Annotated in this window: 23 protein-coding genes, 11 tRNA genes and 1 rRNA gene; 33 read left to right on the top strand and 2 right to left on the bottom strand. The window is 40.3% G+C overall.

Annotated elements, in window-relative coordinates; translation table 11 throughout:
• The first annotated feature begins 144 nt into the window (after nt 1-144).
• The 6 genes from NST02_RS00175 to NST02_RS00150 all read left to right on the top strand — a co-directional run bounded on the left by NST02_RS00175 (nt 145) and on the right by NST02_RS00150 (nt 8616).
• A complete protein-coding gene (locus NST02_RS00175) occupies nt 145-1524 on the top strand; it encodes a UDP-N-acetylmuramoyl-tripeptide--D-alanyl-D-alanine ligase (RefSeq protein ID WP_095311752.1) in 1380 nt (459 codons plus the stop codon).
• A 282-nt stretch (nt 1525-1806) separates the two neighbouring features.
• Nucleotides 1807-3171, top strand: coding sequence for a globin-coupled sensor protein (locus NST02_RS00170; RefSeq protein ID WP_137744402.1), 1365 nt, complete (start codon nt 1807-1809; stop codon nt 3169-3171).
• A 98-nt stretch (nt 3172-3269) separates the two neighbouring features.
• On the top strand, nt 3270-3968 hold the full coding sequence (locus tag NST02_RS00165) for an alpha/beta hydrolase (protein ID WP_095311757.1): 699 nt from the start codon (nt 3270-3272) through the stop codon (nt 3966-3968).
• An 884-nt stretch (nt 3969-4852) separates the two neighbouring features.
• Entirely contained in the window at nt 4853-6292 is a 1440-nt protein-coding gene (locus NST02_RS00160) for a DEAD/DEAH box helicase (protein WP_408014807.1), read from the top strand.
• A gap of 397 nt (nt 6293-6689) precedes the next feature.
• Nucleotides 6690-7169: a PH domain-containing protein gene (locus tag NST02_RS00155; protein WP_095311762.1), complete on the top strand. Its 480-nt coding sequence runs from the start codon at nt 6690-6692 to the stop codon at nt 7167-7169.
• Nucleotides 7162-8616 carry a PH domain-containing protein gene (locus NST02_RS00150; protein ID WP_212934194.1) on the top strand — a complete coding sequence of 485 codons (1455 nt, stop codon included), beginning with the start codon at nt 7162-7164 and terminating at the stop codon, nt 8614-8616. The genes NST02_RS00155 and NST02_RS00150 overlap by 8 nt, the downstream gene beginning before the upstream one ends.
• Before the next feature lie 207 nt (nt 8617-8823).
• Here NST02_RS00150 and NST02_RS00145 read toward each other — a convergent pair whose 3' ends face one another.
• The gene (locus NST02_RS00145) at nt 8824-9552 is read right to left on the bottom strand and encodes a rhomboid family intramembrane serine protease (RefSeq protein WP_340947548.1); all 729 of its coding nucleotides are present in this window, start codon (nt 9550-9552) and stop codon (nt 8824-8826) included.
• Between the two features lie 170 nt (nt 9553-9722).
• Between NST02_RS00145 and acpS the strand changes: the two genes are divergently transcribed.
• The 14 genes from acpS to NST02_RS00075 all read left to right on the top strand — a co-directional run bounded on the left by acpS (nt 9723) and on the right by NST02_RS00075 (nt 21969).
• The gene (gene acpS, locus NST02_RS00140) at nt 9723-10076 is read left to right on the top strand and encodes a holo-ACP synthase (RefSeq protein ID WP_095311770.1); all 354 of its coding nucleotides are present in this window, start codon (nt 9723-9725) and stop codon (nt 10074-10076) included.
• A gap of 163 nt (nt 10077-10239) precedes the next feature.
• Nucleotides 10240-11259 carry a LolA family protein gene (locus tag NST02_RS00135; RefSeq protein ID WP_095311771.1) on the top strand — a complete coding sequence of 340 codons (1020 nt, stop codon included), beginning with the start codon at nt 10240-10242 and terminating at the stop codon, nt 11257-11259.
• 290 nt (nt 11260-11549) lie between these two features.
• Nucleotides 11550-12710 (top strand): alanine racemase, encoded by a 1161-nt coding sequence (alr, locus tag NST02_RS00130; protein ID WP_212934195.1) that lies wholly within the window; start codon nt 11550-11552, stop codon nt 12708-12710.
• Between the two features lie 239 nt (nt 12711-12949).
• The gene (locus NST02_RS00125; protein WP_095311795.1) at nt 12950-13231 is read left to right on the top strand and encodes a CopG family ribbon-helix-helix protein; all 282 of its coding nucleotides are present in this window, start codon (nt 12950-12952) and stop codon (nt 13229-13231) included.
• A 4-nt stretch (nt 13232-13235) separates the two neighbouring features.
• Nucleotides 13236-13586 carry a type II toxin-antitoxin system endoribonuclease NdoA gene (ndoA, locus tag NST02_RS00120; RefSeq protein ID WP_019156408.1) on the top strand — a complete coding sequence of 117 codons (351 nt, stop codon included), beginning with the start codon at nt 13236-13238 and terminating at the stop codon, nt 13584-13586.
• Nucleotides 13587-14542: 956 nt separating this feature from the next.
• Nucleotides 14543-15376 (top strand): RsbT co-antagonist protein RsbRA, encoded by an 834-nt coding sequence (locus tag NST02_RS00115; RefSeq protein WP_095311775.1) that lies wholly within the window; start codon nt 14543-14545, stop codon nt 15374-15376.
• Nucleotides 15373-15729, top strand: coding sequence for an STAS domain-containing protein (locus tag NST02_RS00110; RefSeq protein WP_095311777.1), 357 nt, complete (start codon nt 15373-15375; stop codon nt 15727-15729). Before NST02_RS00115 ends, NST02_RS00110 begins: the two co-directional genes overlap by 4 nt.
• A 4-nt stretch (nt 15730-15733) precedes the next feature.
• Nucleotides 15734-16135, top strand: coding sequence for an anti-sigma regulatory factor (locus NST02_RS00105; protein WP_095311779.1), 402 nt, complete (start codon nt 15734-15736; stop codon nt 16133-16135).
• Nucleotides 16136-16147: 12 nt separating this feature from the next.
• Nucleotides 16148-17158, top strand: a complete 1011-nt coding sequence (locus tag NST02_RS00100; protein ID WP_095311781.1) for a PP2C family protein-serine/threonine phosphatase — start codon at nt 16148-16150, stop codon at nt 17156-17158.
• A gap of 57 nt (nt 17159-17215) precedes the next feature.
• The gene (locus NST02_RS00095) at nt 17216-17548 is read left to right on the top strand and encodes an anti-sigma factor antagonist (RefSeq protein ID WP_095311783.1); all 333 of its coding nucleotides are present in this window, start codon (nt 17216-17218) and stop codon (nt 17546-17548) included.
• Nucleotides 17545-18021, top strand: a complete 477-nt coding sequence (gene rsbW / locus NST02_RS00090) for an anti-sigma B factor RsbW (protein WP_095311785.1) — start codon at nt 17545-17547, stop codon at nt 18019-18021. The genes NST02_RS00095 and rsbW overlap by 4 nt, the downstream gene beginning before the upstream one ends.
• Nucleotides 17999-18793: an RNA polymerase sigma factor SigB gene (sigB, locus tag NST02_RS00085; RefSeq protein WP_095311787.1), complete on the top strand. Its 795-nt coding sequence runs from the start codon at nt 17999-18001 to the stop codon at nt 18791-18793. The genes rsbW and sigB overlap by 23 nt, the downstream gene beginning before the upstream one ends.
• On the top strand, nt 18790-19386 hold the full coding sequence (locus NST02_RS00080) for a PP2C family serine/threonine-protein phosphatase (RefSeq protein WP_095311789.1): 597 nt from the start codon (nt 18790-18792) through the stop codon (nt 19384-19386). The genes sigB and NST02_RS00080 overlap by 4 nt, the downstream gene beginning before the upstream one ends.
• 405 nt (nt 19387-19791) lie before the next feature.
• Entirely contained in the window at nt 19792-21969 is a 2178-nt protein-coding gene (locus NST02_RS00075; RefSeq protein WP_095311791.1) for a Tex family protein, read from the top strand.
• 320 nt (nt 21970-22289) lie between these two features.
• On the opposite strand, the gene cmpA is transcribed toward NST02_RS00075, so the two are convergent.
• The gene (cmpA, locus tag NST02_RS00070; RefSeq protein ID WP_087946650.1) at nt 22290-22403 is read right to left on the bottom strand and encodes a cortex morphogenetic protein CmpA; all 114 of its coding nucleotides are present in this window, start codon (nt 22401-22403) and stop codon (nt 22290-22292) included.
• A gap of 94 nt (nt 22404-22497) precedes the next feature.
• On the opposite strand from cmpA, the gene NST02_RS00065 reads away from it, so the two are divergent.
• The 13 genes from NST02_RS00065 to NST02_RS00005 all read left to right on the top strand — a co-directional run.
• Nucleotides 22498-22959 (top strand): SprT family protein, encoded by a 462-nt coding sequence (locus tag NST02_RS00065; protein WP_095311793.1) that lies wholly within the window; start codon nt 22498-22500, stop codon nt 22957-22959.
• Nucleotides 22960-23247: 288 nt separating this feature from the next.
• Nucleotides 23248-23322: transfer RNA gene (locus tag NST02_RS00060), tRNA-Asn, on the top strand.
• A gap of 14 nt (nt 23323-23336) precedes the next feature.
• Nucleotides 23337-23427 (top strand) — tRNA-Ser (locus tag NST02_RS00055).
• 13 nt (nt 23428-23440) lie between these two features.
• Nucleotides 23441-23515 (top strand) — tRNA-Glu (locus NST02_RS00050).
• Nucleotides 23516-23669: 154 nt separating this feature from the next.
• Nucleotides 23670-23746: transfer RNA gene (locus tag NST02_RS00045), tRNA-Asp, on the top strand.
• 14 nt (nt 23747-23760) lie between these two features.
• Nucleotides 23761-23835 (top strand) — tRNA-Gln (locus NST02_RS00040).
• Nucleotides 23836-23994: 159 nt separating this feature from the next.
• Nucleotides 23995-24067 (top strand) — tRNA-Lys (locus NST02_RS00035).
• Between the two features lie 91 nt (nt 24068-24158).
• Nucleotides 24159-24240, top strand: a tRNA-Leu gene (locus tag NST02_RS00030).
• 69 nt (nt 24241-24309) lie between these two features.
• Nucleotides 24310-24395, top strand: a tRNA-Leu gene (locus NST02_RS00025).
• 74 nt (nt 24396-24469) lie between these two features.
• Nucleotides 24470-24546 (top strand) — tRNA-Arg (locus NST02_RS00020).
• A gap of 5 nt (nt 24547-24551) precedes the next feature.
• Nucleotides 24552-24628, top strand: a tRNA-Pro gene (locus NST02_RS00015).
• Nucleotides 24629-24850: 222 nt separating this feature from the next.
• Nucleotides 24851-24924: transfer RNA gene (locus NST02_RS00010), tRNA-Gly, on the top strand.
• A 135-nt stretch (nt 24925-25059) separates the two neighbouring features.
• Nucleotides 25060-26315 (top strand): 16S ribosomal RNA (locus NST02_RS00005); the annotation flags it as partial.

Below are 26315 nucleotides of genomic sequence, written 5' to 3'. Positions count from 1 at the left end.
GCAGGCTGCTATCCGCGAAACAAACTTTTTGCCCCACTAGTATCGCATCTGTAGATCGCGGTTAATCGGGAAATTTGAAAGGCCGAGCCCTTTCATGTTTGTATGGCGATGCGCTTGCGCTTTTCTTAATTGGAGGTTTCTTCAGTGATCAAGAAAACGATGAAACAATTAGCTAAAATGATACAGGTAGATCACGACCTTGAACAATTTGCAAATATTGAAATTAGCGGAGTTACAATTGATTCAAGAAAAATTGAAAAGGGAAATTTATTCGTCCCCTTTAAAGGTGAACAGGTTGATGGGCACCTTTATGTAGAAGAGGCGTTGGAAAAAGGAGCTGCGGCCGCGTTATGGCAAAAGGATGTACCGAATCCGCCTGTTCATTTGCCGGTAATAGTTGTCGAGAACACTCTTGAGGCTTTGCAAGAGTTGGCTCGCCAGTACCGTTCAGAGCTTGATGTAAAAGTGGTAGGGATTACCGGCAGTAATGGCAAAACAACGACGAAAGATATTACAGCGTCCCTTTTAGGATTGCAGTACAAAGTGCAAAAAACAGAAGGAAATTTTAATAATCATATTGGATTGCCGTTAACGATCCTTGGCTTGGAAGAAGACACGGAAATTGCCGTTCTCGAAATGGGAATGAGCAGTGTTGGTGAAATTGAGTTTTTAACGAAATTAGCACGACCTTCCGCCGTGATCATTACAAATATCGGTGAAGCGCATCTTCAGGATTTAGGTTCGCGAGAAAGAATTGCTGATGCAAAGCTAGAAATTGTCAAAGGGTTAATGGAAAACGGTTTGATCGTCTATCATGGTGATGAGCCCCTATTGTTTGAAAGACTGAAGAACTTTGATGGGGATGCGAAGCAGAGTACATTTGGGCGCTTTGATTACAACACTTTGTATCCATTGGATATTAGGCAGACAGATACGGGGAGTCATTTCAAGGTCAATAGTCTGCCATATGAATTTGAACTTCCGGTTTTAGGTACACATAATATTCTTAATGCATTAGCTGCTATGCTTGTAGCCCATTACTTCGGTATTCCATATGAAAAGATGAACGATGCTTTTTCAACATTGAAGGTAACGAATATGCGAATGGAGCTTGTAGAAGGCGGCTGCGGGGAAAAAATAATTAATGATGCTTACAATGCAAGTCCGACTTCTATGAAAGCGGCGATCGAATTGGTGACAAGCTTATCAGGATATGAACAAAAAATTCTTGTTCTGGGTGACATGCTTGAATTAGGACCGGAAGAAACATCATTTCATTATAGTGTTGGACAAGAAATTGATTCTAGCCACATTGATTATCTGTTTACCTACGGAAAGTTGGGTGAGTATATTGCAAAGGGAGCAAGAGAACACTTTCCTGCAAATCGCGTACGCTCTTTCTTAGATAAGGAGCTTTTACTGCAAGAGTTAAAAAAAGTAATAAATGCTCAAACGTTAATTTTAGTAAAAGGGTCCCGTGGGATGAAGCTGGAAGAGATCGTACAGAAACTACAAAAACAATAATTTTTGGAGAGAGCTAGTGTGGAAAAGGCTGGCACAGATAATCCAAAGCAGAAGAAGCAAGTGAAGACAAAACCTCGGTTTTCGGCACTTGCTTTTTTGTGTTTTTATTATTGAACAAAAGCCCTGTAAGCAAATCTTTAAATTCATGCAATGTCCCTTTTTATTTAGATTCCCTAAATAATATTCATAATATTGTAAGATGTAATCGTGAACTGGCGAGTTTGTTCCTATATACTGGCTTCATGTAGGTCTAAAGTTCTATGAATGGTAAGGAGGAAAAACATGGGTGGATGTCCATTCAAGCGTATATTAGGAGGGCAGGAGGGAGCAATTCGACTATTTGGTAAAGGAAAGCCTCATGAAGAGGATACGACGGAGCCGCTATTGTCGGGGGGTTCTCAGGGTTTGAACAAGTTAAAAGGGCAATCTGTCGGCAGGCAAATAGAATTCGTTGGTCTTAGTGATGATGACGTTAAAAATCTTGCCGAGTTAAAGCCAATTTTAGAAAAGTATGCGCCATTAATCGTTGAAGCATTTTACGGAAAGCTTCAGGAAATGCCAAATTTAATGGAGATTATTAATAAACATTCAACGATAGAAAAATTGAAAAAAACCTTAGCGCAATACTTGCTGGATATGGTCTCCGGTCAAATTGGAGAGGATTATGTCCGCCGCCGCAAAATAATAGGACAGGTTCATAATCATATTGGGCTATTTCCAGAGTGGTATATTGGCGCCTATACCCTTATCCAAAATGAAATGCTTCTGTTGTTAACAAAAGAATGCTCTTCATGGGAAGATGTGATGAAATATTATCTCTCTTTTCAAAGGCTATGTTCCTTTGATATGCAAATAGGGATTCAGACATATATTGAAGCGTATACGTCATCGATGATGAAATTGAATGAAATAAAGGAGCTTCAAAACCGATTGAACGACTCGTCGATAACTTTGGCGGCCGCGGTGGAGGAGACGACATCAGCAATAGCTAACAAAGAAGAAGTGGTGAATGAAATGCTCCTGGAGATCGAAAGCATTAATGCATCATCTAAGGTGACCATTTCCACTGTGGACAAAGGGAGAGAAGACATTTCAGAAGCACTAATGAAGATGGATAAAGTTGTTGAATTGATTGAAAAGACAAAAATACTGACCGACGAAATGAGTAACAGTCAGAAAAATATTGGACAAATTGTGAAAACGATTCGGGGAATATCTAATCAAACTAATATTTTATCTTTAAATGCAGCGATTGAGGCAGCGAGAGCAGGAGAGCATGGGAAGGGTTTTTCGATCGTTGCTCAAGAGGTAAGGAAACTGGCAAGCGAGACGGAGCAAGCGCTTGATCATATCCAAGGGCAAATCGGTACCGTTCAAGAAACGATTGTTAAGTTTGACACCGGCTTTCTGCAAATGATCGAAGAAGCCAGTCACTTTCGGGAGACAAATCGAAGCCTTGTGCAATTGCTAGAAGATTCAGTGAAAAATGTTACTGCGAATGATGGAAGGCTTCATCATTTCAGTGGATTTATTCGTGAATTTAAGAAGACGTTTGATGAAATAGCGGTGTCATCTCATCAAATTGCTGCCATGGCTGAACAATTAAGTCACTTGAATATGGAGTTGACCGACAAGATTCAAAGTTAAAATCCATTTAAAAGTGTATCACTAGTATCAATCGTTGAATAAGGTGTAGAATATAGGTAGATCCCCATTGATACTCTAATCATGAGGTGGTGTTTTACTTGATCGGCTGCTTATGTATACATGGATTCACGGGCAATCCTACTGAGGTAGAGCCTCTCGTCACACATATTAGAAGAAATACGGATTGGCATATCGTCGTCCCGACTTTACCGGGACATGGTGAGCATCTAGCTCTGAAAGGGATAAGTTATAATCAATGGATCGAGCATGCGGAGCGAGAGCTGCAAAATCTCTTGAAAATCTGTGATAAGGTATATGTAATAGGCTTTTCAATGGGTGGTTTAATTGCCAGTTATTTAGCGGTTCACTATCCTATTGAAAAATTAATTCTACTTAGCGCGGCTGCATATTATGTAAATCCAAAGCAACTGCTTGTGGATGTATCTGAAATGGTAAAGGATACATTAAAGGGTCGCTTAAAGGAGAACGAGTTATTCATTAGGTATTCCAGAAAATTAAAGGAAACGCCAATTGCTGCTACCCTCCAATTCAGAAAGCTTGTCGCCACGATCAAACCGTTGATCAATCGGGTGACCATCCCGACTTTGATTGCTCAAGGGGAGAGTGATGGTGTCGTTCCGCCTAGAAGTGCACATTATTTATATGAAAACATTGCAACTCCTGAAAAGAAGCTGATTTTCCTAAAAGAATCAAAGCATCTTATTTGTCATTGTAACGAACGGGATAAGCTCTTTTGTGAAATTGTTGATTTTCTTCAAGATGCTAAGAATTCATAATAGTTCCTACTATTTACAAGGGAAATATAAAATATTAGTGTCCTATTTCCTCTCCTTTCATTGCATTCAATTCTTTAAAGTGTTAAAATTGATTCAAAGTGTCATCGAGAATTTCATTTCGGACATACTCCACTTGGAGAATGTCTTTTTTTCACTTTAGCTTTGTTAAACAATATTGTTGAATAAACGAGTTATGGCTCATTTCTTGTGAAACCTTGGTTTCGCACGCCTTTCAGTTATGTTAAAGAGGTGGAGAAAATGAGCCAAAATCAACACCAACATATAGCAAAGCCTCCACTTTACAGATGGTTATGTTGAATAAACCCCGCAATGGAAGATCTGCTAGTTCAATTTTTATAAGGGGATTATGAACAAATTTGATGGAGAATACTGAAATAAGTTTTTTTCTATTGGTGAAAGATAAGAGCGGGATGTAATTTTTAAAGAGGATCAATTTTTAAAGGCGGCGAATGAAAAAATTTGGTGGATTATCGATTGGTGCCACTGGATATAATCATATAAGGTTCGCTTTTTCATTTGCTTACAGGATGAAATTGATTCGAAAATTTAAATTTTAAATAAAGAAAACTGTTAGCTCCATTTTGGTTTCTAAATGAATTTAGATAACAGGTTGGAATCTCGGATAGATATTTAGGAGAGATATGGGGAAATGTATGTGAAATGTAGATTCTCCACAGGAGGGAAGGCATGTCATCCCATCGTAAGTCCCTAGCTTCTCTCGCTTAGTTGGATGACTGGTTGATTTTTTCTAATTATCGTGAAGGATGTTAGAATAGTTTGAAGGCGCTAAGCAGTTTTCTAAAGAAGAAGGAGAATGAAAAACATTGACGAAGTTTGAAGATTTAGGTATTAGCCCGGCAACAATGAGATCATTAAAAAGAATGGGATTTGAGGAGGCAACTCCAGTACAGGCAGAAACAATTCCATTAAGTTTAGAAAATAAAGATTTGATCGGGCAAGCGCAAACTGGTACAGGAAAAACAGCTGCATTTGGAATTCCTTTGATTGATAAGATTGATAAGGATTCTAACGTGATTCAAGGAATTGTTATTGCTCCGACCCGTGAATTGGCTGTTCAAGTATCTGAAGAGCTTTATAAAATTGGCTATGGAAAAAGAGCACGGGTTCTTGCGATTTATGGGGGCCAAGATATTAATCGCCAAATTAGAGCGTTGAAAAACCATCCACATATCATTGTAGGAACACCAGGACGTATTCTTGACCATATTAATCGCAAAACCATTCGCTTAGAAAACATTCATACCGTTGTTCTCGATGAAGCTGATGAGATGTTAAATATGGGCTTCATTGAAGATATTGAAGCGATCCTTTCAAAAACACCTGAAGAGCGCCAAACGCTTTTGTTCTCAGCAACGATGCCTGCACCAATTCAAAGAATGGCTGAGAAGTTCATGAAGAATCCTCAAGTCGTTCGCGTAAAAACGAAAGAGGTAACAGTGCCATTAATTGAGCAATATTATTTAGAAGTACAAGAAAAGAGCAAATTTGATATTTTAACAAGACTTTTAGATATTCAAACACCAGAGCTTGCAATTGTATTTGGTCGGACAAAAAGACGTGTTGATGAATTATCAGAGGCTCTTAACTTACGTGGGTATATGGCAGAAGGAATCCATGGAGACTTGAGTCAGGCGAAGCGTTTATCTGTTTTGCGAAAGTTTAAGGAAGGTTCAATTGATGTGCTCGTTGCGACTGATGTGGCAGCACGTGGATTGGATATTTCCGGTGTCACTCACGTTTATAATTTTGATATTCCACAGGATCCTGAAAGCTATGTTCACCGTATTGGACGTACAGGACGTGCTGGTAAAGAAGGCGTGGCGATGACATTTATCACTCCGCGTGAAAAGTCTTATCTTGCCGTTGTGGAAAGAACGACGAAGAGAAAAATGGATAAGATGAAGCCGCCGACATTGGATGAGGCTTTAGAAGGACAGCAAAAAGCCGTATTGGAGAAAATTTTGCAATCGATTGATTCTAATAATCTTCAATTTTACAAACATGCTGCTGAGGAATTGTTAGAGCAGCAGGATGCAACCACTGTAGTAGCGGCTGTATTAAAAATGTTAACAAAAGAGCCGGATACAACACCTGTTAAGCTAACGGAAGAAAAACCGCTTCCATCAAGAAGAGATAAGCGTCCGAACAATGATAGAAGAGGAAAATTTGACTCGCGTGACCGTAAGCGTGGTAACTACAAGCCAAGACAAGGGCAAGGTCAGGGGCAAGGTGGAAGACGGCAAAGCAGCAATAATAAATCAAGAACAAACAGCTATAAGTAAGTCGGGAGAAGCTGTGGCAATTTTTAATAGCGATCCAAATTGATATGCTCCCCCTTAGGTTGACAGATTCAAAATAAAAATCTGTTTTGCCTTAGGGGGAGCTTTTTATGTCCAGTCAATTTGATTCCTCTTCGTTTAAGAGCGATAGTGAAAAGGGTCTGAGGACGAGAGGCTATTTTCCTTAGGTTAAAATGAAGCAATCCTCACGGATAAAAGCCTATGGTACAATGATTTCTGGACAGGTGGAACAACACTGAATTTGCAAAATTGAAACTAAATCCCTCTCCCTTCGTATAAAGATTATATTCATATTTTTGTGTTACATTAAAAATGCCCTCTTTTTAAGTACACGAGTTAAATTAAGTATGGGCATTTATAGCTTTAGGAGGATATTTTTATGTTATTAGAACCACAAAAACGAATTTCCGAACGGGCGTTACCTGTTTGGCGGATAACAGGGGCGATCTACAGCATCTTTATGCTTTTGCTATGTGGTGGCACGACGGGGTTAACCCTTATTTTTGATTGGCCAATATGGATTATCGCAATTGCTGCACTTGTACTCATTGTTTTTGTATATTTAATGATCTTCCTATTGCCAACTATAAGATGGCGCCGTTGGCGTTATGAAGTAAGAGAACAGGAAATTGAGCTGCAACAGGGAATTTTCATTACTCGAAGAACATTGGTACCAATGATTCGTGTTCAGCACGTAGATACTGTACAAGGACCGCTCTTGAGAAAATATAAGTTAGCGACTGTTACGGTTTCAACCGCTGCGACCGTCCATGAAATACCGGCTTTAGAGCTTGATGAAGCAGAGGAATTAAGGGTGTTTATTTCTAAGCTGGCAAGGGTGGCTGATGAGGATGTTTGAGCCGAAACGACTGCACCCGATAACGGCAATGTTGAATGCCCTTAAAATGTTCAAAGAATTAATTATTCCTTTTCTACTCATTGTTGTCTTTGGAAGCAGAGGCTCAGGTATGGGGTTGCTTCCACTCATTGGAGTGGGAGTTGTCTTATTGATCATTATTGCTTCAGGAATCATTAGCTGGCTTCGTTATACATATAGAATTGAAGAAAATGAGCTTCGCATCGAGTATGGTCTATTTGTGCGCAAAAAAAGATACATTCCTTTCGAGCGTATTCAGAGTTTGGATTTTTCAGAAGGGCTCCTTCATCGTCCGCTCGGTCTCGTAAAAGTTAAAGTGGAAACAGCCGGATCAAACGGTTTAGAGGCTGAGGCGGTATTAACGGCGATTACAAAGAACGAAGCAAATGAAATTCATGATATTCTTCAAAAAAGTCGAGCTAATGGACGAATAGATCCAAGCTTAGAAGCAGAAGATGTCCCTGAGCTAGAGGAGGAAGTCTTATATAAAATTACGATGAAAGAATTGTTGTTACTAGCTTCTACGTCAGGTGGAGTAGGGGTAGTGATTTCTGCCGTCTTTGCTTTTATCTTCCAGTTCGAGGAGATTATCCCGTATGAAACGGTTTTTCATGAGATAGAAGAGATCATTTCAAGCGGGGTTGTTTTTGTAAGTATTCTTGTTTTTCTTGGTTTTGCTCTGGCATGGATTGTGGCTGTTGTTGGAATGATCCTGAAATACGGAAATTTCATATTGAAAAAAGTGGATGATGATTTAATTATAACAAGAGGTCTGTTAGAAAAACGACAGTTAACCATTCCTCTTAACCGCATCCAGGGGATCAGGATTAGTGAAAATTTGCTAAGACAGCCATTGGGCTATGCAAGTGTTTATATTGAAAGTGCTGGCGGTTCAGTAGGTGATACGGAAGGTTCTTCAGCTAATATTCTTCCTTTTATTAAAAAAACACGCATCCGTGACATTATTGAAGAGAATATTCCAGGCTATATTGTCTCCAATGAAGTAACACCAGCACCAAAAAGGGCGCTAAAACGATATATCATTCGAGGAACGCTTATATTGATTCCAGTTGTCCCTATTTGTCTTTACTTCTTTCAATTATGGGGATTATTAACACTTGTGTTTCTACCGTTTTTGGCATTATGGGGGTACTTATGTTATCGAGATGCCGGCTGGCACTTGGAAGAAAATCAGTTAAAGCTGTCCTATCGCTCCATCGTTAAGAATACAGTTCTTATGCAAAAAAATAAAATACAGTCATTATCGATGAAGGAAAGCCATTTTCAGCGAAAAAGAGACTTGGCAACGATCGGTGCCACAGTTATGTCCGGACTTTCCGGAGCTGGGGGCAGTGTCGTTGACTTAGAGGAAGAAGATGTGTTAACGATTTATCATTGGTATTCAAGAGATGAAAAAAGCGCCGGATAAACAGGCGCTCCAGGCTATTGACAAACGCTCACTTTCTTCGTTGCTTCGCCTTGTCAGGTGCTCATTACCTACTATGGTAACTCCGCTCCTCCAAGGCTTTGCGCCTCGAAAGACAAACGTTTTCAATTAGCCTGAAGGTAACTGCTATCTAATATTTTGGGGTTTTTGTTTACACTCTGAAGCGCCGGATAAACAGGCGCTTTTTTTCTAGAATCCACCTAATAAACCGAGCAGTGCAAGTAAAGCGATAGCTATCCAAATTAGATGCTTTGCATGGAACTGTCGTTTGCCTGCGGAGTAACTGGAACGCCGCAATGAAATATTTCGAATCGATTCTGTCAATGCTCTACCTCTGCCAATTTGAATGGCACCTAAAATAAAGCCTGTTATCAAGCCGAAAATATGGGCAGTAATATTGATATTCGGCTGGAGAAAGGTCATAATGACTCCAATGACCGCAATGGTTAAAATCACTTGAGAATTATGGCGTGACATTAATTCCTTCCTTAAAAACACGATGGCAAGGTAGATGCCGAATAAGCCGAAGATGGAGCCGCTTGAACCAACATGGGTATAGGTAAGGGGCTTCAAAATGAGCGTGGCAACATTGGCTAATACTCCTGTTGCTAAATACAGAAGGATAAAACGAGATTTTCCGAGGATTCTTTCTAAGCCAGGGCCGAACAAAACAAGTGAAAAACTGTTAAAAAGCATATGAGCAATGCCGCTGTGGACAAAAATAGGTGTTACGAGACGCCAATATTCTCCTTGAACAATATAAAGATTAACGCCCATTAAGCTCTCGAAGATCGAAGCCGAAGGGAAGATAGCTGGTATTGAAGTGAGCATGTAAATCATGATGTGTAAGAAAATAATAACAGAAACGACAGGATAGTAGCGGATAAACTCCTTGAAGCTTTCCGTTCGGACAAACAAAATAAAACCTCCTTAGTTTAGGAAATATAGTTCGATTATTCCCATTTGCATACATGTACATTATATACGTTATTTGAGAAAGAAGCTCGCCGTAGACCTATTTTCATTTAAAGGTTTATATATAAACATAATATGTTTGTCTGGTTATAAAAATGAGAAGGAAGATGTTGATGATTGCTGGAATTGGAATTGACATTGTGGAATTAGACAGAATAGGAAAAATAATTGAGAAACAGCCGCGGTTTTCCGAGCGGATTTTGACACCATTCGAAAAAGAACGATTTGAGGCTCTTAAAGGGAAACGGAAAATTGAATTTTTAGCAGGGAGATTTGCTGCAAAAGAGGCTTTTGCTAAAGCAGTTGGTACAGGAATCGGTAAAAATTTATCATTTCTTGATATTGAGGTTGCTGCTGACAGAAATGGCAAGCCGGTAATACGAAAACCTTTTAATGAAGGGGTTCATTTATCTATTTCACACAGTGAAGAATACGCGGTTGCACAGGTTGTTATCGAAAAAATTTAATAAGCATCGCATAAGGCTCGTCATATTCCTGAAGGTTGTCTCATATATTCATAGTGCGATAGGGGAGACAAGTAGGCGAGAAGATTACAATGTCTAATGCCTGTCTTTTTCTCTCCAAACACTGAAGCTAACTACGCTTAAATGAGACAAAGGGGTTGAAAGGATGAAGAAATGGGTTGTATTGCTTCTCGCTGGGCTGATGGCGATGCTAGTATTGTCTGCCTGTGGGACAAAATCACAGGAGGATGTTGTGAAGGACTTGAATGGAAAGCTTCAACAACTAAAAGGGTACAAAGTTAAGGCGAAAATGACTTTGCAGATGGGAGCTGAGCCTCAAAGTTATGATGTGGAAATTTGGCATAAGGAACCTACCTACTATCGCGTGGATTTGAAAAATGCCCAAAAGGATCAAAGCCAAATGATTCTTCGCAATGATGATGGAGTCTTTGTGTTGACGCCAGCATTAAATAAGAGCTTCCGTTTCCAAAGTGATTGGCCAGAAAACAGCAGTCAAGCCTATTTATACGAATCATTGGTTGAAGATATTATCGAGGACAAGGAAGCGAAGTTTACTTCAACCAAAGAGCATTATGTGTTTGAAACTAAAACACGCTATCAAAATAATAAGATGCTCCCATTACAGGAAATTACACTTAATAAAAAGGATTTAACGCCAGTATCCGTAAAAGTGATGGACTCTGATCGAAATGCACTTGTCACAGTTGAATTTTCCAATGCCGATTTCAATGCAGCCTTTGAGAAAAAGGACTTTGACATGGCGAAAAACATGACAGGTGCTCAATTAGAAGTACCAGTAATGGCAGACCTTGGCGATAAGGAATTTACTGTTAAATACCCTACTGCTGAAATTCCAGATGTATCGCTTATTGAAGAAAAGCCGATAGAGACGGAGAATGGAAAAAGAGTAATTTTAACATATGATGGGGAAAAATCCTTTACGCTCATTCAAGAAAAAGCAACGGTGGTCCCAACTACAATGGCTGCTACAACTGTAAGTGGGGAACCGGTCGATCTCGGTTTCACGATCGGGGCACTGTCCTCAAACTCATTAACTTGGACTTATCAGGGTGTGGATTATACATTAGCATCTAAAGATTTATCGGAAGAAGAAATGTTAATGCTTGCCCGTTCTGTTGAAGTTCAGGGAGACATGGTGAAATAATCGAATCTTCTCAAGAAAAGGCTCTTCTGTGATGAAGGGCTTTTTCGTTTTCATTATAAAAAGCTGTTGATGTGAAAAATGACGGGACAAGAACCCCTTGCCAAGTTTGAAAATAAGCAGCGATTTTTTCCTTAAACGAACTACTACGGCAATAAAAAGGGTAGTTTTGCAAGAGCGGTCCTTCTTTGCTTACTCTTTTAAGGTCCAATGCTTTTCTTATTTGACATTCTGCACTTTCAGTTTGATAATTTGTCTTATAGCATGTACGGAGAATCGAAGGAAGTGGAACAGTGGAAGAGCAGAATCAATTTTATCGGGATACATGGGCAGAAATCGATTTAGATTGCGTAAAAGAAAACGTGCAACAAATGAAATCCTTGCTTCCGCAGGATGTTGCGTTAATGGCGGTTGTTAAAGCAAATGGCTATGGACATGGGGATATACAAATTGCAAAGGCGGCAATTGAGGGCGGTGCATCTTATTTAGCGGTAGCCTTTCTTGATGAAGCATTAGCACTAAGAAAAAAAGGAATCAATGATCCGATTTTAGTATTAGGAGCTACGAGGGCTGAATATATTAATATCGCTGGAAAAAACAATATAACGTTGACATTTTTTCAAGAAGAGTGGGTCAGAGAGGCACAAGCTCAATTGGCTGAAGATGTGACTATTAAGCTGCATCTTAAATTGGATACAGGAATGGGACGAATCGGTGTTCGAGAGTGTCCAACTGTACAGTCGATTGAGGCTCTTATTATGGACGATAAGAGAATGGAGCTAGAGGGCGTATTCACCCACTTTGCGACGGCCGACAGCCCTGAATTACATTATTTCAAGCTGCAGCTGCAACGGTTTGAGGAGCTGGTAAATGCGTTTCAAACAAGACCGAAGATGCTCCATGTTAGCAACAGTGCAGCAGCGCTGCGAAACATCGCTCCGTATTTGAATGGTATTCGCTATGGAATTGCAATGTACGGTTTAACTCCTTCTCCAGCAATTAAAGAAGAGCTACCTTTTCAGCTTATGCCTGCTTTTTCATTACGGACAAAGCTTATTCATGTGAAGAAGCTTCTGCCTGGTGAGAAGGTTAGCTACGGTGCTACGTATGAAGCGAAGGAGGAAGAATGGATTGGCACTGTTCCGATTGGATACGCAGATGGGTGGTTGCGAAAACTTCAAGGACAGGAAGTGCTCATTGAGGGTATGAGAGTACCCATAGTGGGTAGAATATGCATGGATCAATGTATGATAAAGCTTCCCTTTGAGTTACCAGTTGGAACCATTGTTACATTGATTGGGGTAAACCAAGGGGAGATGATATCCATCGATGAGATTGCAGATAAACTGGAAACGATTAATTATGAAATTCCTTGCATGATCTCTAATCGGGTGCCTAGGGTGTATATACAGGCGGGCAAACAGGTTGATATGAAGAATGCTATTCTTCATTAACATGCCTTTAGTCAGTGAATTATCATGATTTATGCATAAAAATTGCTTTTTTTGGTCGATAATACAGAAGAATTCATGAATTGCCTTTGCATCTAGGTGGATTGATGGTATTATAAAATATGGTATAGATAGAATGAAACGACTTTCTCATTTAGAGCTTTAGAGAAAAACTGGAAACCCCACGGACAAGGTAGTACAGTACAAAAAATGGTGTGTAGTGATGGTGGAGGTGTATGTTTGTGTCTGAGTCCAGCGCAACAACAGAAATCTTGGTAAAGTTACCGCAGCATCTTTTAACTGAATTGGATGGTTATGTGAAACAAGAAAATGTTAACAGAAGTGAGTTTATTTATCAGGCGACAAAAATGTATTTGCGCGAACGGAAAAAGAGACAAATTCGTGAGTCCATGAGACGTGGTTACATGGAAATGGCGAAAATCAATTTATCTATTGCTTCGGAAAGCTTTCAAGCAGAATATGAGGCAGAACACACAGTTGAACGTTTAGTAAGCGGGGGATAATCCTTTGATTGTTAAACGTGGAGACGTTTATTTTGCAGACCTTTCCCCAGTTGTTGGCTCAGAGCAAGGTGGTGTCCGTCCAGTCCTTGTCATTCAGAACGACATCGGGAATCGTTTTAGTCCCACAGTCATTATTGCAGCAATTACCGCACAAATTCAAAAAGCAAAGCTGCCTACACATGTTGAGATTGATGCGAAGCGATATGGGTTTGAGAGAGATTCTGTAATCCTGTTGGAACAAATTCGAACGATTGACAAACAACGATTAACCGATAAGATTACCCATCTTGATGACGAGATGATGGAAAAAGTGGACGAAGCATTACAAATAAGCTTAGGTCTCATAGAATTTTAACCTTCTTCAATAAAAAGAAATAGACTAAATGGGAAGTTTTTAACCCGGGTATTACACGATCTGTGGAGGATGTTTCAGGTTTTGAATAAATAATAAAATAACACTATAATGAAATCTGATCTGAATTCACCGAGATGAATTTTGATATACAACGCTCTTTGCAAAAAAGAGCGTTTTTTTACACCATTTAGCTCTTCTTAAAGGAAGGGGTCTTATAAGTTTGAGCCATTTTACGTAAATTATGAGTCATTTTGTTCCTTTTTTGAGGGGGCAATTCCGTGCTACAATGAAATCTTTCATCATACTGTGTGCTGCAAGGACAAGTGAAAAACTTGTCCTTTTTTATAGGTTAGAAAGTATAAATTTAGTTACAGCCACCGTCTTTAATAAGTGGTTCTACTTCTGCAGTGGTATATGGAGTATATCTTGTTATTATTCCCGTCAGAAATCTTTACTTGTAAAAGTAAATTTCATCAGACAATGCAGCTAATTACAAAGAAAACCTCATTAACTAGCCCAAATTTTTAATCATCATCATATAAAAATACATCTATTTATATAAGTTGTAATGCTAAGTGTTGAAAGGTATCTTTCAAAGTATTGCTGAACTTCGTCTTTATATTTAATGTCATTGTATGCCAACAGCTAAAAATTCCTCACTTTGTCCTACTCCCATACTAGAAACACCATATTTTTTATTAGCTTCATCATAAGTATTAGTGTCAAAAAATTTTTCTATAAATGGACTTTCAATAGTCAGTTTTGCTTTTATAATAGTCCTTTTGAAGGAGTTTATTTAATGAGAAAATGGGTAAATAAAACAGTCTTAGTGTAGAAGCGGGCAGGTCGTAAGGACAATAAATGTCCATCTTTAGTGGGACCAATATCAAATTGTTTCAAGTTCTGACAATTGATATCATAAAAATAAAAGAAGAAGTCGGATGGGAGATGAGAACATGAACAGGATTATTAATAAATACATACAGGAGCAAAAGGAATATATTTTAAAAGAATGGGTTGAACGGATGAAGGAGAAATCAGATGAACGTGTGCTAAAGGTTGTCTCCAACCAAGTGTTCGTCAGCACAAGCCGTGAATTTGTGGAAATGGTTAGCTCGAATTTAAATGATACAAATGACGAATATAGTGAGCGCTTGCATGATTTTGCTGAAAAAGTCGTGAAGCTTGGCTGGCCCCTAAGCTTTGTAACCGAAGGTATTCAGGTATTTGCTTCGCTTGTTTTTGAAGGAATTAAAGAGGAAAAGCTTGTTAGCAAAGAGGATGAAATGAAGCTTTTTTATGGTATCGATCGCTGGACAAATCCAATGACGAATGAAGTGGTAAATATTTATTCGACTACGTGGGAGCGAACCGTGTCATTGCAAAAAATTGCTCTGCAAGAATTATCAGCACCGCTAATCCCTGTATTTGATGGAATTTCGGTGATGCCATTGATTGGAGCAATCGATACCGAAAGGGCAAAGCAGATTATGGAGAATCTTCTGAATGGAGTCGTCAAACATCGTTCCGAAGTGGTATTGATTGATATCACGGGGGTTCCTGTTGTGGACACGATGGTAGCTCATCATATCATCCAGGCAGCGGATGCTGTAAGGTTGGTAGGAGCAAGATGCATGCTTGTGGGCATACGTCCTGAAATCGCCCAAACGATTGTCAATTTGGGTATCGACCTCAATCAAATTATTACGAAAAATACATTGAAAAAAGGGATGGAGGCGGCGTTAGAGTTAATGAATAAGAAAATCATACAAGTAGGTGAAAAATCGTGAGAATTCCCATTTTGAAATTATATGATTGTTTGCTTGTATCGATCCAATGGGAGTTAGACGATCAGACAGCTCTGCAGTTCCAAGAGGATCTTTTACATAAAATTCATGAAATAGGGGCAAGTGGAGTTGTTATAGATATTACCTCCATCGATTTTATTGATTCGTTCATTGCCAAAGTATTAGGAGATGTCATTAGTATGTCAAAGCTAATGGGAGCTAAAGTGGTTATTACCGGTATCCAGCCAGCCGTAGCCATTACATTAATCGAGCTAGGAATTAGTTTGAATGATGTTATGACATCTTTAGACTTAGAAAAGGGCCTGGAGAAATTACAACAGGAATTGGGGGAATAATTGAATGGAAAACCAATCCTGCGTAAATATCCAGACTGAATGGGACATCGTTGCGGCAAGGCAATTAGGCCGAAATGTTGCTAAGGAGCTTGGGTTTGGCATTGTCGACCAAGCGCGTATAACTACAGCTATTAGTGAATTAGCAAGAAATATTTTTATCTATGCAAACAAGGGCCGGGTATGTATCGAAAAGATCTACGATAAGGGACATGCGGGATTGCGAATTGTAGCCATAGATAATGGACCTGGGATTAATGACATTCGATTGGCGATGGAAGATGGATATTCAACTTCCGGTGGACTTGGAGCCGGATTACCTGGAGTTAAAAGACTAATGGATGAATTCGATATTGTATCATCCAAAGGAAAAGGAACAGAAATAGTTGCAACTAAATGGATCCGCTAGGGGGAACGTTGTATGCCTTTTCGTGAAGTGATGGAAGCGAAATATCGAGACATTCTAACGAAATATATAAAAGAACAATCAGAATCAACATTATACATAGGACAAAAATTCAGTAGAAAATCGATCGAAAATCAGGTTACTCCTGAAGAGATCATTAGCTTACATAAAATGATTTTACAAGAAATATATCCGGATATGCCTGAATATGTTGTGCATTCCTTTGATATTTTACTAGAGATTATGCTTGGATACGGCTTTGCTTATCGAGAGCACCAAAGTCTGCGCGATCAGCAAAAAGAACTTAGATCAGAAATTGAAATTGCAGCAAATGTTCAACAGACCCTATTAGAGACCAAGATTCCTTCAGTTGAAGGGCTCGACATCGGAGCGATAAGTGTACCGGCAAGATTGATGAACGGAGACTATTATAATTTTGTAGAGGACGAGAATGACTGCATCAGTATAGCCATTGCCGATGTCATTGGAAAGGGGATACCTGCCGCTTTATGCATGTCGATGATTAAGTACGCAATGGACAGCATCCCCGCTAATCGGAATGAGCCGAGCATGCTATTGGAAAATTTAAATCGGGTGGTCGAACAGAATGTCGATCGGAGCATGTTTATAACGATGTTTTATGGGATGTACGATTATGCACGGCACGTCTTTTCATATGCTTCCGCAGGTCATGAGCCTGGTTTTTATTACGATGGGAAAAATGAGGAGTTTTCCGAGATTTATGCCAAAGGGCTTATGCTTGGGATTGATAAGAAGACAAAGTACAGACAGTATGAAAAGAATATTCATCCTGGCGATATGATTATTTTGTTGTCGGATGGTGTAACAGAGTGTCGCACGGATGAGGGGTTTGTAGAAAAAGAAACCTTGCTTAACTACATTCGAAAATATATTCATTGTTCCGCTCAAGAAATTGTCAACAACATCTTTAAAGATCTGGAGAAATTGCAAGATTTTCAATTAAGAGATGATTTTACCCTCATTATTATTAAAAGACGTGTTTAATATTTACGGTAAAGGGTAATTGAGAATAAGACTGATAAGGGGAGAGGTAGGTCGGTTATGAACATCAAAATAGAGGTAATGGAACATGACAACTTGCTAGAGGTGACATTAGCTGGTGAAATAGACGCTTATACAGCCCCGAAACTTCGAGAAACCCTCTTTCCACTTTCTGAACAAGAGCAGGTGAATATGGTAGTGGACTTGACTGATGTTGGGTACATGGATAGTACAGGATTAGGAGTATTTGTCGGGGTCTTTAAAAGCATTCGTTCCAAAGATGGTGATTTGAAACTTATTGGCTTATCAAGGCGTCTTATAAGATTATTTGAGATCACTGGTTTAGCAGAAATCATGGATATTAACAGTCAGAATGAAGGTGAAAAAGAATGAGCCAACCTTATGATTATATCGAGATGAAAATTCCTGCTAAGCCTGAATATGTGGGAGTCATCCGGCTTACAGCTTCTGGTATTGCTGGAAGAATGGGTTTTTCATACGATGAAATTGAAGATTTAAAGATTGCGGTTAGTGAAGCTTGTACGAATGCCGCTCAGCATGCCTATAAATCTCAAGAAAAAGGGGAAGTATCGATAGGCTATAGTCTTTATAAGGATCGGTTGGAAATTATTGTTGCTGATCGCGGGACCAGCTTTGATTTGCAAGAATTAAGAAAAAAAATTGGTCCGTATGATCAGGAGAAAGAATCAATTGAGTATATGCGTGAGGGAGGATTAGGCCTCTACCTGATTGAAACATTGATGGATGAGGTGGAATTTCACCACAACGAAGGTGTAACCGTCTTAATGACGAAATACCTGGAGGGAGAGAAGGTGGAGAGTGGTGCAAAAACAATCTCACCCTAATCAGCTAACAAAAGAGGAGATAGATGAGTATATTCAATCCTTTCAGCTTTATGAAGACGAGGAAGCGCAGGCGAAACTCGTTCTGCATTATAAACCTTTAATAGAACATATTGCTCGAAAGTATTCAAAGGGACGCTCCTATCATGAGGATATGGTTCAAGTCGGTGTTATTGGATTGCTAGGAGCGATTAGACGTTATGATGCTAAAGTGGGTAAAAGCTTTGAAGCGTTTGCTGTTCCAACTATCATTGGAGAAATTAAACGGTTTTTGCGGGATAAAACGTGGAGTGTTCATGTACCCAGAAGAATTAAAGAAATTGGACCAAAAATTAAGAAGACAGTTGAGTCGTTGACAACAACGCTTCACCGCTCACCAAAAATTTATGAGATTGCACAAGCGTTAGATGTATCGGAAGAAGATGTGTTAGAAGCAATGGAAATGGGGAAAAGCTATCAAGCTTTGTCGATTAATCACACTTTTGAAGCCGATTCAGACGGCGGTACGGTCACCCTGTTAGACATTGTAGGAAAAGAAGATTCAGGGTATGAAAAAGTCAATCAAAGATTGGTGCTGGAAAAGGTTCTCTACGTGTTGACAGATCGGGAAAGGGAAATTGTTCAGTACACCTATTTAGATAATTTAAGCCAAAAGGAGACGGGCGAGAAATTGGGTATTTCACAAATGCATGTGTCAAGGTTGCAGCGCAGAGCAATAAAAAAATTAAAAGAAGCGATATTAGCAGATGATACTAACACGGAGTGTCATTCATGAAACATTACGTTACAGGTGATGTTGAAGTATTCGCTTATCAACGAACAAAAGAAGGCAATGTGCAGTGCGGGGATGATTATTTTTATTTATGTACAGAAGATTATTTTGTCTGTGTATTAGCAGATGGACTCGGAAGTGGAGAAAGTGCCTATGAATCAGCTACCGCTGTCGTAGCAATCGTCAAGCAATACCACAATGAAGATGTAGAGACGATGATGGAGAGGTGTAATGCAGAATTAGCAGAAAAAAGGGGAGCTGCAGTAGCTATTTTTAAAGTATATTTCTCAAAGAGGGAGTTTGTTTATAGCTGTGTAGGGAATATCCGCTTTTTCCTCTACTCTTCATCCGGGAAATTAACATATCCGCTGCCAGTAACGGGTTATTTATCTGGTAGGCCGCAAAGTTTTCGAACACAGAATTATGCTTATGAGCAATATTCAACTTTTTTAATTTATTCGGATGGCTTTCATTTCAATGGGTTAAAAAATTTGCTGAATCCAATCAGATCATTGAGCAGCATTGCGGAAGATATTAAAAATAGGCCATTTCCTTTCGCTGATGATGCGACTTTTATCATTGGGAAATTATATTAAATGAGTACCTGTTATTCCTCACGCTTCAACATAAGAAGAGGTCCCAGGTGCTTTTTTATACGCCGGTTTTGATTTTTGGCTTATTTTCTCTCATTGCTTCATGGAATCAGAGGACCATTTAGCATCACTAATAAGACGTGTGAAACTTTGGCATCACACAAAATGAACCAAAAATGAAAAGGTAAAAGTGAATGGCACTCGACCGCCTCCACGCTAGGGATAATAGGTTATTTGCTTAATTTGAAAAGCGGTTGTTTTCCGTCTGCAAATTCCTTATTTCTGTGTTCTCGCAGTTTGCGACCGGCTGTGGCAAAAACACTTTGACCTTCAGATGTGCAATCGGTTTCTTACTTTTGTTAGAATAAGTAGAAGGCGACAATATCATAAATGTTGGAGGAACGTTTCGTGGAGCAAACAATGGATATGCAAGAACCTATTTTAAAAATGATCGCTGCAGAGCAAGCAATATCATTTATATCAGTAAAAAATGTTATATCTTTGCTGAATGATGGCAATACGGTCCCGTTTATTGCCCGTTATCGTAAAGAGCAAACAGGCGCTCTTGATGAAGTTCAAATACGAAATATCATGGAAAGATGGAATTACATACAAAACTTAGAGCAGAGAAAAGAAGAAGTTATTCGTTTGATTGAAGAACAGGGCAAGCTAACTCCGGAACTCAAACGACAAATCGATGCTTCGCTAAAATTGCAGGAGGTCGAGGATTTATATCGTCCTTATAAGCAAAAAAGAAGAACAAAGGCAACTGTTGCAAAGGAAAAAGGGTTGGAGCCACTTGCGGACTGGATATTAACTTTTCCGACTGCTGGGTCAATAGAGGAAAAAGCAAGAGAATTTTTATCAGAGGAAAAGGAAGTTATCACAGTAGATGAGGCATTGTCTGGTGCGAAGGATATTATTGCAGAAACGGTTTCGGATGATGCTGAGGGGCGAAAATGGATTCGAAGGGAAACCTTCAAGTCGAGCATTATTGAATCTTCCATTAAAGATGCAGAAAAAGATGAAAAGAATGTTTATGAAATGTACTATGATTATTCTGAACCAGTCCATAAAATTGTCCCTCACCGTATTTTAGCGTTAAATCGTGGGGAAAAGGAAGAAATTTTAAGGACTTCTCTTAAGCCGAATGTGGAGCGTATTTTAACTTACTTGAATAAAAAATGGATTAAAAATACAACTGCCATTACGGCTCAGCTCGTAGCAGAGGCGATTGAAGATGGCTATAAACGTTTGATTCAACCTTCAATTGAGCGGGAAATTCGCAGTGAATTAACGGAAAAAGCGGAAGAACAGGCCATCCATATCTTTTCAGAGAATTTGCGGAAGCTATTGCTGCAACCACCGTTAAAAGGAAAAGTCGTGCTTGGAGTGGATCCGGCCTATCGCACAGGCTGCAAGCTCGCTGTCGTGGATGAAACAGGAAAGGTTTTAAAAATAGATGTTGTTTACCCGCACCCTCCAAGTGCCAAACCGAAGGAAGCGAAAGAAAAGGTTGAAGCGATCCTGAATCAATATGACGTTGAGGTTGTGGCCATTGGAAATGGTACAGCATCAAGGGAAACAGAACAATTTATCGCAGATATACTAAAGGAACAAAAAAAGGCGATTTTTTATTTAATTGTAAATGAAGCCGGTGCTAGTGTCTATTCAGCATCCGATATCGCTCGTGAAGAATTTCCTGACTTTCAGGTTGAAGAAAGAAGTGCGGTATCAATTGCTCGACGACTTCAAGACCCGCTTGCGGAATTGGTGAAGATCGATCCTAAGTCTGTTGGAGTTGGGCAATATCAGCATGATGTTTCGCAAAAAAGATTGAATGAATCACTCACTTTCGTGGTGGAGACGACTGTTAACCAGGTTGGAGTAAATGTGAATACAGCATCTGCTTCATTGCTGCAATATGTAGCTGGGCTGTCTAAAGCAGTTGCTAATAATATTGTTAAAAAGCGTGATGAAGAAGGCAAGTTTAGTAAAAGGGAGCAGTTAAAGAAAATTCCGAGATTGGGTGCGAAGACTTATGAGCAGGCAATTGGCTTTTTAAGAGTGATCGATGGAACTGAACCGCTTGATCGTACAAGCATTCATCCGGAAAGTTATCCTGAAGTAAAGCGACTTTTGAGCAATCTTGGATTTACAACGAATGATCTTGGTTCAGAAGCGTTAAAAACCGTTTTGTCAAAGGTTAATATAAAGGATATCTCTGTAGAGCTTGAAATAGGGGAGCTTACGTTAAAGGATATTATTGATGCGTTAATGAGTCCTGAACGCGATCCGCGAGATGATCTTCCAAAACCTTTGTTAAAAAAAGATGTATTAAAACTTGAAGATCTTAAAGCAGGTATGGAGCTCCAGGGAACAGTGAGAAATGTCGTCGATTTTGGGGCATTTGTGGATATTGGTGTGAAACAAGACGGCCTTGTCCATATTTCTAAATTAAAACAAGGATTTGTCAAGCATCCGCTCGATGTTGTCTCAGTTGGTGACGTCGTAACTGTATGGGTGGAATCTGTTGATGTGAAAAAAGGAAGAGTTGCCTTGACAATGCTGTCACCACAGGAATAGTGGCGCAAAATGACAAGCTGCACGATTCGGATGAGAGTTGTGTAGCTTGTTTATTGACGGCCTTGGTTTTTTGAATGATTAGAATCTTGGTCGGTCAAAAAGAATTCATTTATTAGGCTTATAAATGTCGATGTTGCTTTCTGACTCCATAAAACGATGGGAGAAAACGAGATTTCTCCTATCGCTTTATGGAACCCTTTCAGTTATGCTGAAAGGTATGTGAAACTAGGTTTCACACGAAATGAGCCAAAAAAGTGTTTTATCAATGGCTCAAGCATTAGGGGATGTATCGTAATTTATTGCTTGTAAACAGTACATGTTCAGGAGCAGTGTTTTTTTCTGTAAAAGAACCAGCATTGATTCAGCAATTTAATTTGATGACGGTTTTTCTCAAGAAAGGCTCTTTGCATTTGATTTTGGAACCAAGTTGGCATGGTGAGACCTCCCAGTTTTAAAATTCAAAGGGTATATACAATGTATGCTATAATGGGTTGTCATGTTTACTTATAATGGAGAGGAATACGTTTTATGGAGGAATTTCAACTACAAGGGCTTGTTGAAAAGTTGTCACTGGAGTTTTTCCAGAGGCCATTCAAACATAAAGCGATTTTTAATAATCGTTTGCGTACAACAGGTGGCCGCTATTTATTGAAATCTCATAACATTGAAATAAACCGAAGGTATTTGGAACAATTGGGTGAGGAAGAATTAATCGGCATTATTAAGCACGAGCTTTGCCACTACCATCTTCATTTGGAGGGAAAGGGCTATCGGCATCGCGATGCTGACTTTAAAAAGCTTTTAAAAAAGGTTGGAGCTCCCCGTTTTTGTAACGTATTGCCCGATGGTCCGGAGAGAAAACGCAGTTATAAGCTACATGTTTATAAATGCTCCAATTGTGGTCAGGTTTTTAAAAGAAAGAGAGCTGTAGATGTATTACGATATGTATGCGGAAAGTGCCGAGGTAAACTTATCCAAATGAATGGTTGACATTTCGAAAAAAGGATGTTAATTTATATTTCCGCGCACAAAGGTGTAAGTCGAAATTACTTATATTTTTGTTCTTGACTTGGATATAACATCTCATTATAATATGAAGAGTCGACAAAAGAGAGACGGTATAAAACACATTATTCCGCGGTAGCTAAGTGGTAGAGCAACGAGCAAAGCATCATGAAAGTGCTGCGAGTTGTACTCATCGAGTTGCTGCTTGGTTTGTCTTTCTGAGATGAGGACAATCGGTAAGGGATAGTGGGCTTAGGAACGAATATTTTTTATTCCGCGGTAGCTCAGTGGTAGAGCAATCGGCTGTTAACCGATCGGTCGTAGGTTCGAATCCTACCCGCGGAGCCACCATTTTGGATTGTGGGGAAGTACTCAAGAGGCTGAAGAGGCGCCCCTGCTAAGGGTGTAGGTCGCGCGAGCGGCGCGAGGGTTCAAATCCCTCCTTCTCCGCCATTATATTTTTAATGGCCCGTTGGTCAAGCGGTTAAGACACCGCCCTTTCACGGCGGTAACACGGGTTCGAATCCCGTACGGGTCACCAATTCTTCTCAACCTGTTTCCTTTATTTCATTGAAAAGATTTTGCTCACGCGGAAAATTGTCATTTTCACTAGTGTGAAAAAAGGAAGGAAAGCTATTTTCTCCTACGTCGAAAAAGACAAAGGAAAGTTATTTTCACGATAGTGAAAAAACATTGGTCCGGTAGTTCAGTTGGTTAGAATGCCTGCCTGTCACGCAGGAGGTCGCGGGTTCGAGTCCCGTCCGGACCGCCATTGCTTTTTAATATTGGGCTATAGCCAAGTGGTAAGGCAACGGACTTTGACTCCGTCATTCGTAGGTTCGAATCCTGCTAGCCCAGCCAATTTTTTAGAAGTGATTGCTTAGAACGGTACAGCAGCCAGGTAAATTCATTTTTGAATTTGTTATCTTATTCCAGTCGATCCGTTATTTGAATGCTCCTTCTGAGATGGTGACATCACAGATGCCTTAAAGAATTTGGCAGTTGCACTTATTTAGTTTAGAGCCATTAGCTCAGTCGGTAGAGCATCTGACTTTTAATCAGAGGGTCGAAGGTTCGAGTCCTTCATGGCTCATCAAAGTTTTTTCGACGGAGGAGAAATAACTTTCCTTAATATACGTCAGTAAAAACTTTTTATTATTTTGCAAGTGCAAAAATAATAGTCTGCGGGTGTGGCGGAATTGGCAGACGCACTAGACTTAGGATCTAGCGCCGCATGGCGTGGGGGTTCGACTCCCTTCACCCGCATCATTAATTACCACTTGAAAATAATATTCTTTTTGCGTATAATATTATTTATCGCTTCTTTAGAATAATGCGGTCGTGGCGGAATGGCAGACGCGCTAGGTTGAGGGCCTAGTGGGGGCAACCCCGTGGAGGTTCAAGTCCTCTCGGCCGCACCAAAAAGTTTTGAAAGAATTGTTGACAATCAGATTGTTATTGTGATATAATGATTAAGTTGTCTTTCGGATAGGATGCGCCCGTAGCTCAATTGGATAGAGCGTTTGACTACGGATCAAAAGGTTAGGGGTTCGACTCCTCTCGGGCGCGCCATACATCGGGAAGTAGCTCAGCTTGGTAGAGCACTTGGTTTGGGACCAAGGGGTCGCAGGTTCGAATCCTGTCTTCCCGACCATGAGTTGTTACGCACGACCAAGATAGAGCAGGGAAGATTAAGTAAAATTACAATAATAAATGCGGGTGTAGTTTAATGGTAAAACCACAGCCACGAGCCTTGCTCCTATGAATTATCAACGAGTTGCCTCGACGATTAATCATCTATGAATAATCAAGAAGAGTTAGAGGCATGTAAGGCCAAGATAGGGCAGGAAAGTTAAGTAAAATTACAATAATAAATGCGGGTGTAGTTTAATGGTAAAACCACAGCCTTCCAAGCTGTTGTCGTGGGTTCGATTCCCATCACCCGCTCCAATAAAATTTTACACAATTGCACTTTGAAAACTAAACAAATCATACGTCAACAAATAATTATAGTGGAGGCTATCTTTCTTTAAGAAGCTGAAACTAGCCAACGTTTATTTTAAACCTAAGAGCTAATCTTACTCTTTATTGGAGAGTTTGATCCTGGCTCAGGACGAACGCTGGCGGCGTGCCTAATACATGCAAGTCGAGCGCTTGCACAAGAAAGCTTGCTTTCTTGTTGCTTGAGCGGCGGACGGGTGAGTAACACGTGGGCAACCTGCCTATAAGACTGGGATAACTTCGGGAAACCGGAGCTAATACCGGATAATGCTTTTGAACACATGTTCGAAAGCGGAAAGATGGTTTCGGCTATCACTTATAGATGGGCCCGCGGCGCATTAGCTAGTTGGTGAGGTAACGGCTCACCAAGGCGACGATGCGTAGCCGACCTGAGAGGGTGATCGGCCACACTGGGACTGAGACACGGCCCAGACTCCTACGGGAGGCAGCAGTAGGGAATCTTCCGCAATGGACGAAAGTCTGACGGAGCAACGCCGCGTGAGTGATGAAGGTTTTCGGATCGTAAAACTCTGTTGTTAGGGAAGAACAAGTACCGGAGTAACTGCCGGTACCTTGACGGTACCTAACCAGAAAGCCACGGCTAACTACGTGCCAGCAGCCGCGGTAATACGTAGGTGGCAAGCGTTGTCCGGAATTATTGGGCGTAAAGCGCGCGCAGGCGGTTCTTTAAGTCTGATGTGAAAGCCCACGGCTCAACCGTGGAGGGTCATTGGAAACTGGGGAACTTGAGTGCAGAAGAGAAGAGCGGAATTCCACGTGTAGCGGTGAAATGCGTAGAGATGTGGAGGAACACCAGTGGCGAAGGCGGCTCTTTGGTCTGTAACTGACGCTGAGGCGCGAAAGCGTGGGGAGCAAACAGGATTAGATACCCTGGTAGTCCACGCCGTAAACGATGAGTGCTAAGTGTTAGAGGGTTTCCGCCCTTTAGTGCTGCAGCAAACGCATTAAGCACTCCGCCTGGGGAGTACGGCCGCAAGGCTGAAACTCAAAGGAATTGACGGGGGCCCGCACAAGCGGTGGAGCATGTGGTTTAATTCGAAGCAACGCGAAGAACCTTACCAGGTCTTGACATCCTCTGCCACCCCTAGAGATAGGGCGTTCCCCTTCGGGGGACAGAGTGACAGGTGGTGCATGGTTGTCGTCAGCTCGTGTCGTGAGATGTTGGGTTAAGTCCCGCAACGAGCGCAACCCTTGATCTTAGTTGCCAGCATTCAGTTGGGCACTCTAAGGTGACTGCCGGTGACAAACCGGAGGAAGGTGGGGATGACGTCAAATCATCATGCCCCTTATGACCTGGGCTACACACGTGCTACAATGGA

It is taken from the genome of Robertmurraya sp. FSL W8-0741, assembly GCF_038004005.1.
In the GTDB taxonomy this organism is placed as follows: domain Bacteria; phylum Bacillota; class Bacilli; order Bacillales; family Cytobacillaceae; genus Robertmurraya; species Robertmurraya siralis.
The sequence above is the reverse complement of the archived record's forward strand: the minus strand, read 5'-3'. Positions and strand labels throughout refer to the sequence as shown.

Excerpts from the sequence above, each read along its gene's own strand:
- NST02_RS00170 (WP_137744402.1), top strand. The coding sequence starts at position 1,807 with ATGGGTGGATGTCCATTCAAGCGTATATTAGGAGGGCAGGAGGGAGCA.
- NST02_RS00160 (WP_408014807.1), top strand. The coding sequence starts at position 4,853 with ATGAGATCATTAAAAAGAATGGGATTTGAGGAGGCAACTCCAGTACAG.
- NST02_RS00155 (WP_095311762.1), top strand. The coding sequence starts at position 6,690 with ATGTTATTAGAACCACAAAAACGAATTTCCGAACGGGCGTTACCTGTT.
- NST02_RS00150 (WP_212934194.1), top strand. The coding sequence starts at position 7,162 with ATGTTTGAGCCGAAACGACTGCACCCGATAACGGCAATGTTGAATGCC.
- acpS (WP_095311770.1), top strand. The coding sequence starts at position 9,723 with ATGATTGCTGGAATTGGAATTGACATTGTGGAATTAGACAGAATAGGA.
- NST02_RS00135 (WP_095311771.1), top strand. The coding sequence starts at position 10,240 with ATGAAGAAATGGGTTGTATTGCTTCTCGCTGGGCTGATGGCGATGCTA.
- NST02_RS00115 (WP_095311775.1), top strand. The coding sequence starts at position 14,543 with ATGAACAGGATTATTAATAAATACATACAGGAGCAAAAGGAATATATT.
- NST02_RS00105 (WP_095311779.1), top strand. The coding sequence starts at position 15,734 with ATGGAAAACCAATCCTGCGTAAATATCCAGACTGAATGGGACATCGTT.
- NST02_RS00100 (WP_095311781.1), top strand. The coding sequence starts at position 16,148 with ATGCCTTTTCGTGAAGTGATGGAAGCGAAATATCGAGACATTCTAACG.
- NST02_RS00095 (WP_095311783.1), top strand. The coding sequence starts at position 17,216 with ATGAACATCAAAATAGAGGTAATGGAACATGACAACTTGCTAGAGGTG.
- rsbW (WP_095311785.1), top strand. The coding sequence starts at position 17,545 with ATGAGCCAACCTTATGATTATATCGAGATGAAAATTCCTGCTAAGCCT.
- NST02_RS00080 (WP_095311789.1), top strand. The coding sequence starts at position 18,790 with ATGAAACATTACGTTACAGGTGATGTTGAAGTATTCGCTTATCAACGA.
- cmpA (WP_087946650.1), bottom strand. The coding sequence starts at position 22,403 with ATGCCAACTTGGTTCCAAAATCAAATGCAAAGAGCCTTTCTTGAGAAA.
- NST02_RS00065 (WP_095311793.1), top strand. The coding sequence starts at position 22,498 with ATGGAGGAATTTCAACTACAAGGGCTTGTTGAAAAGTTGTCACTGGAG.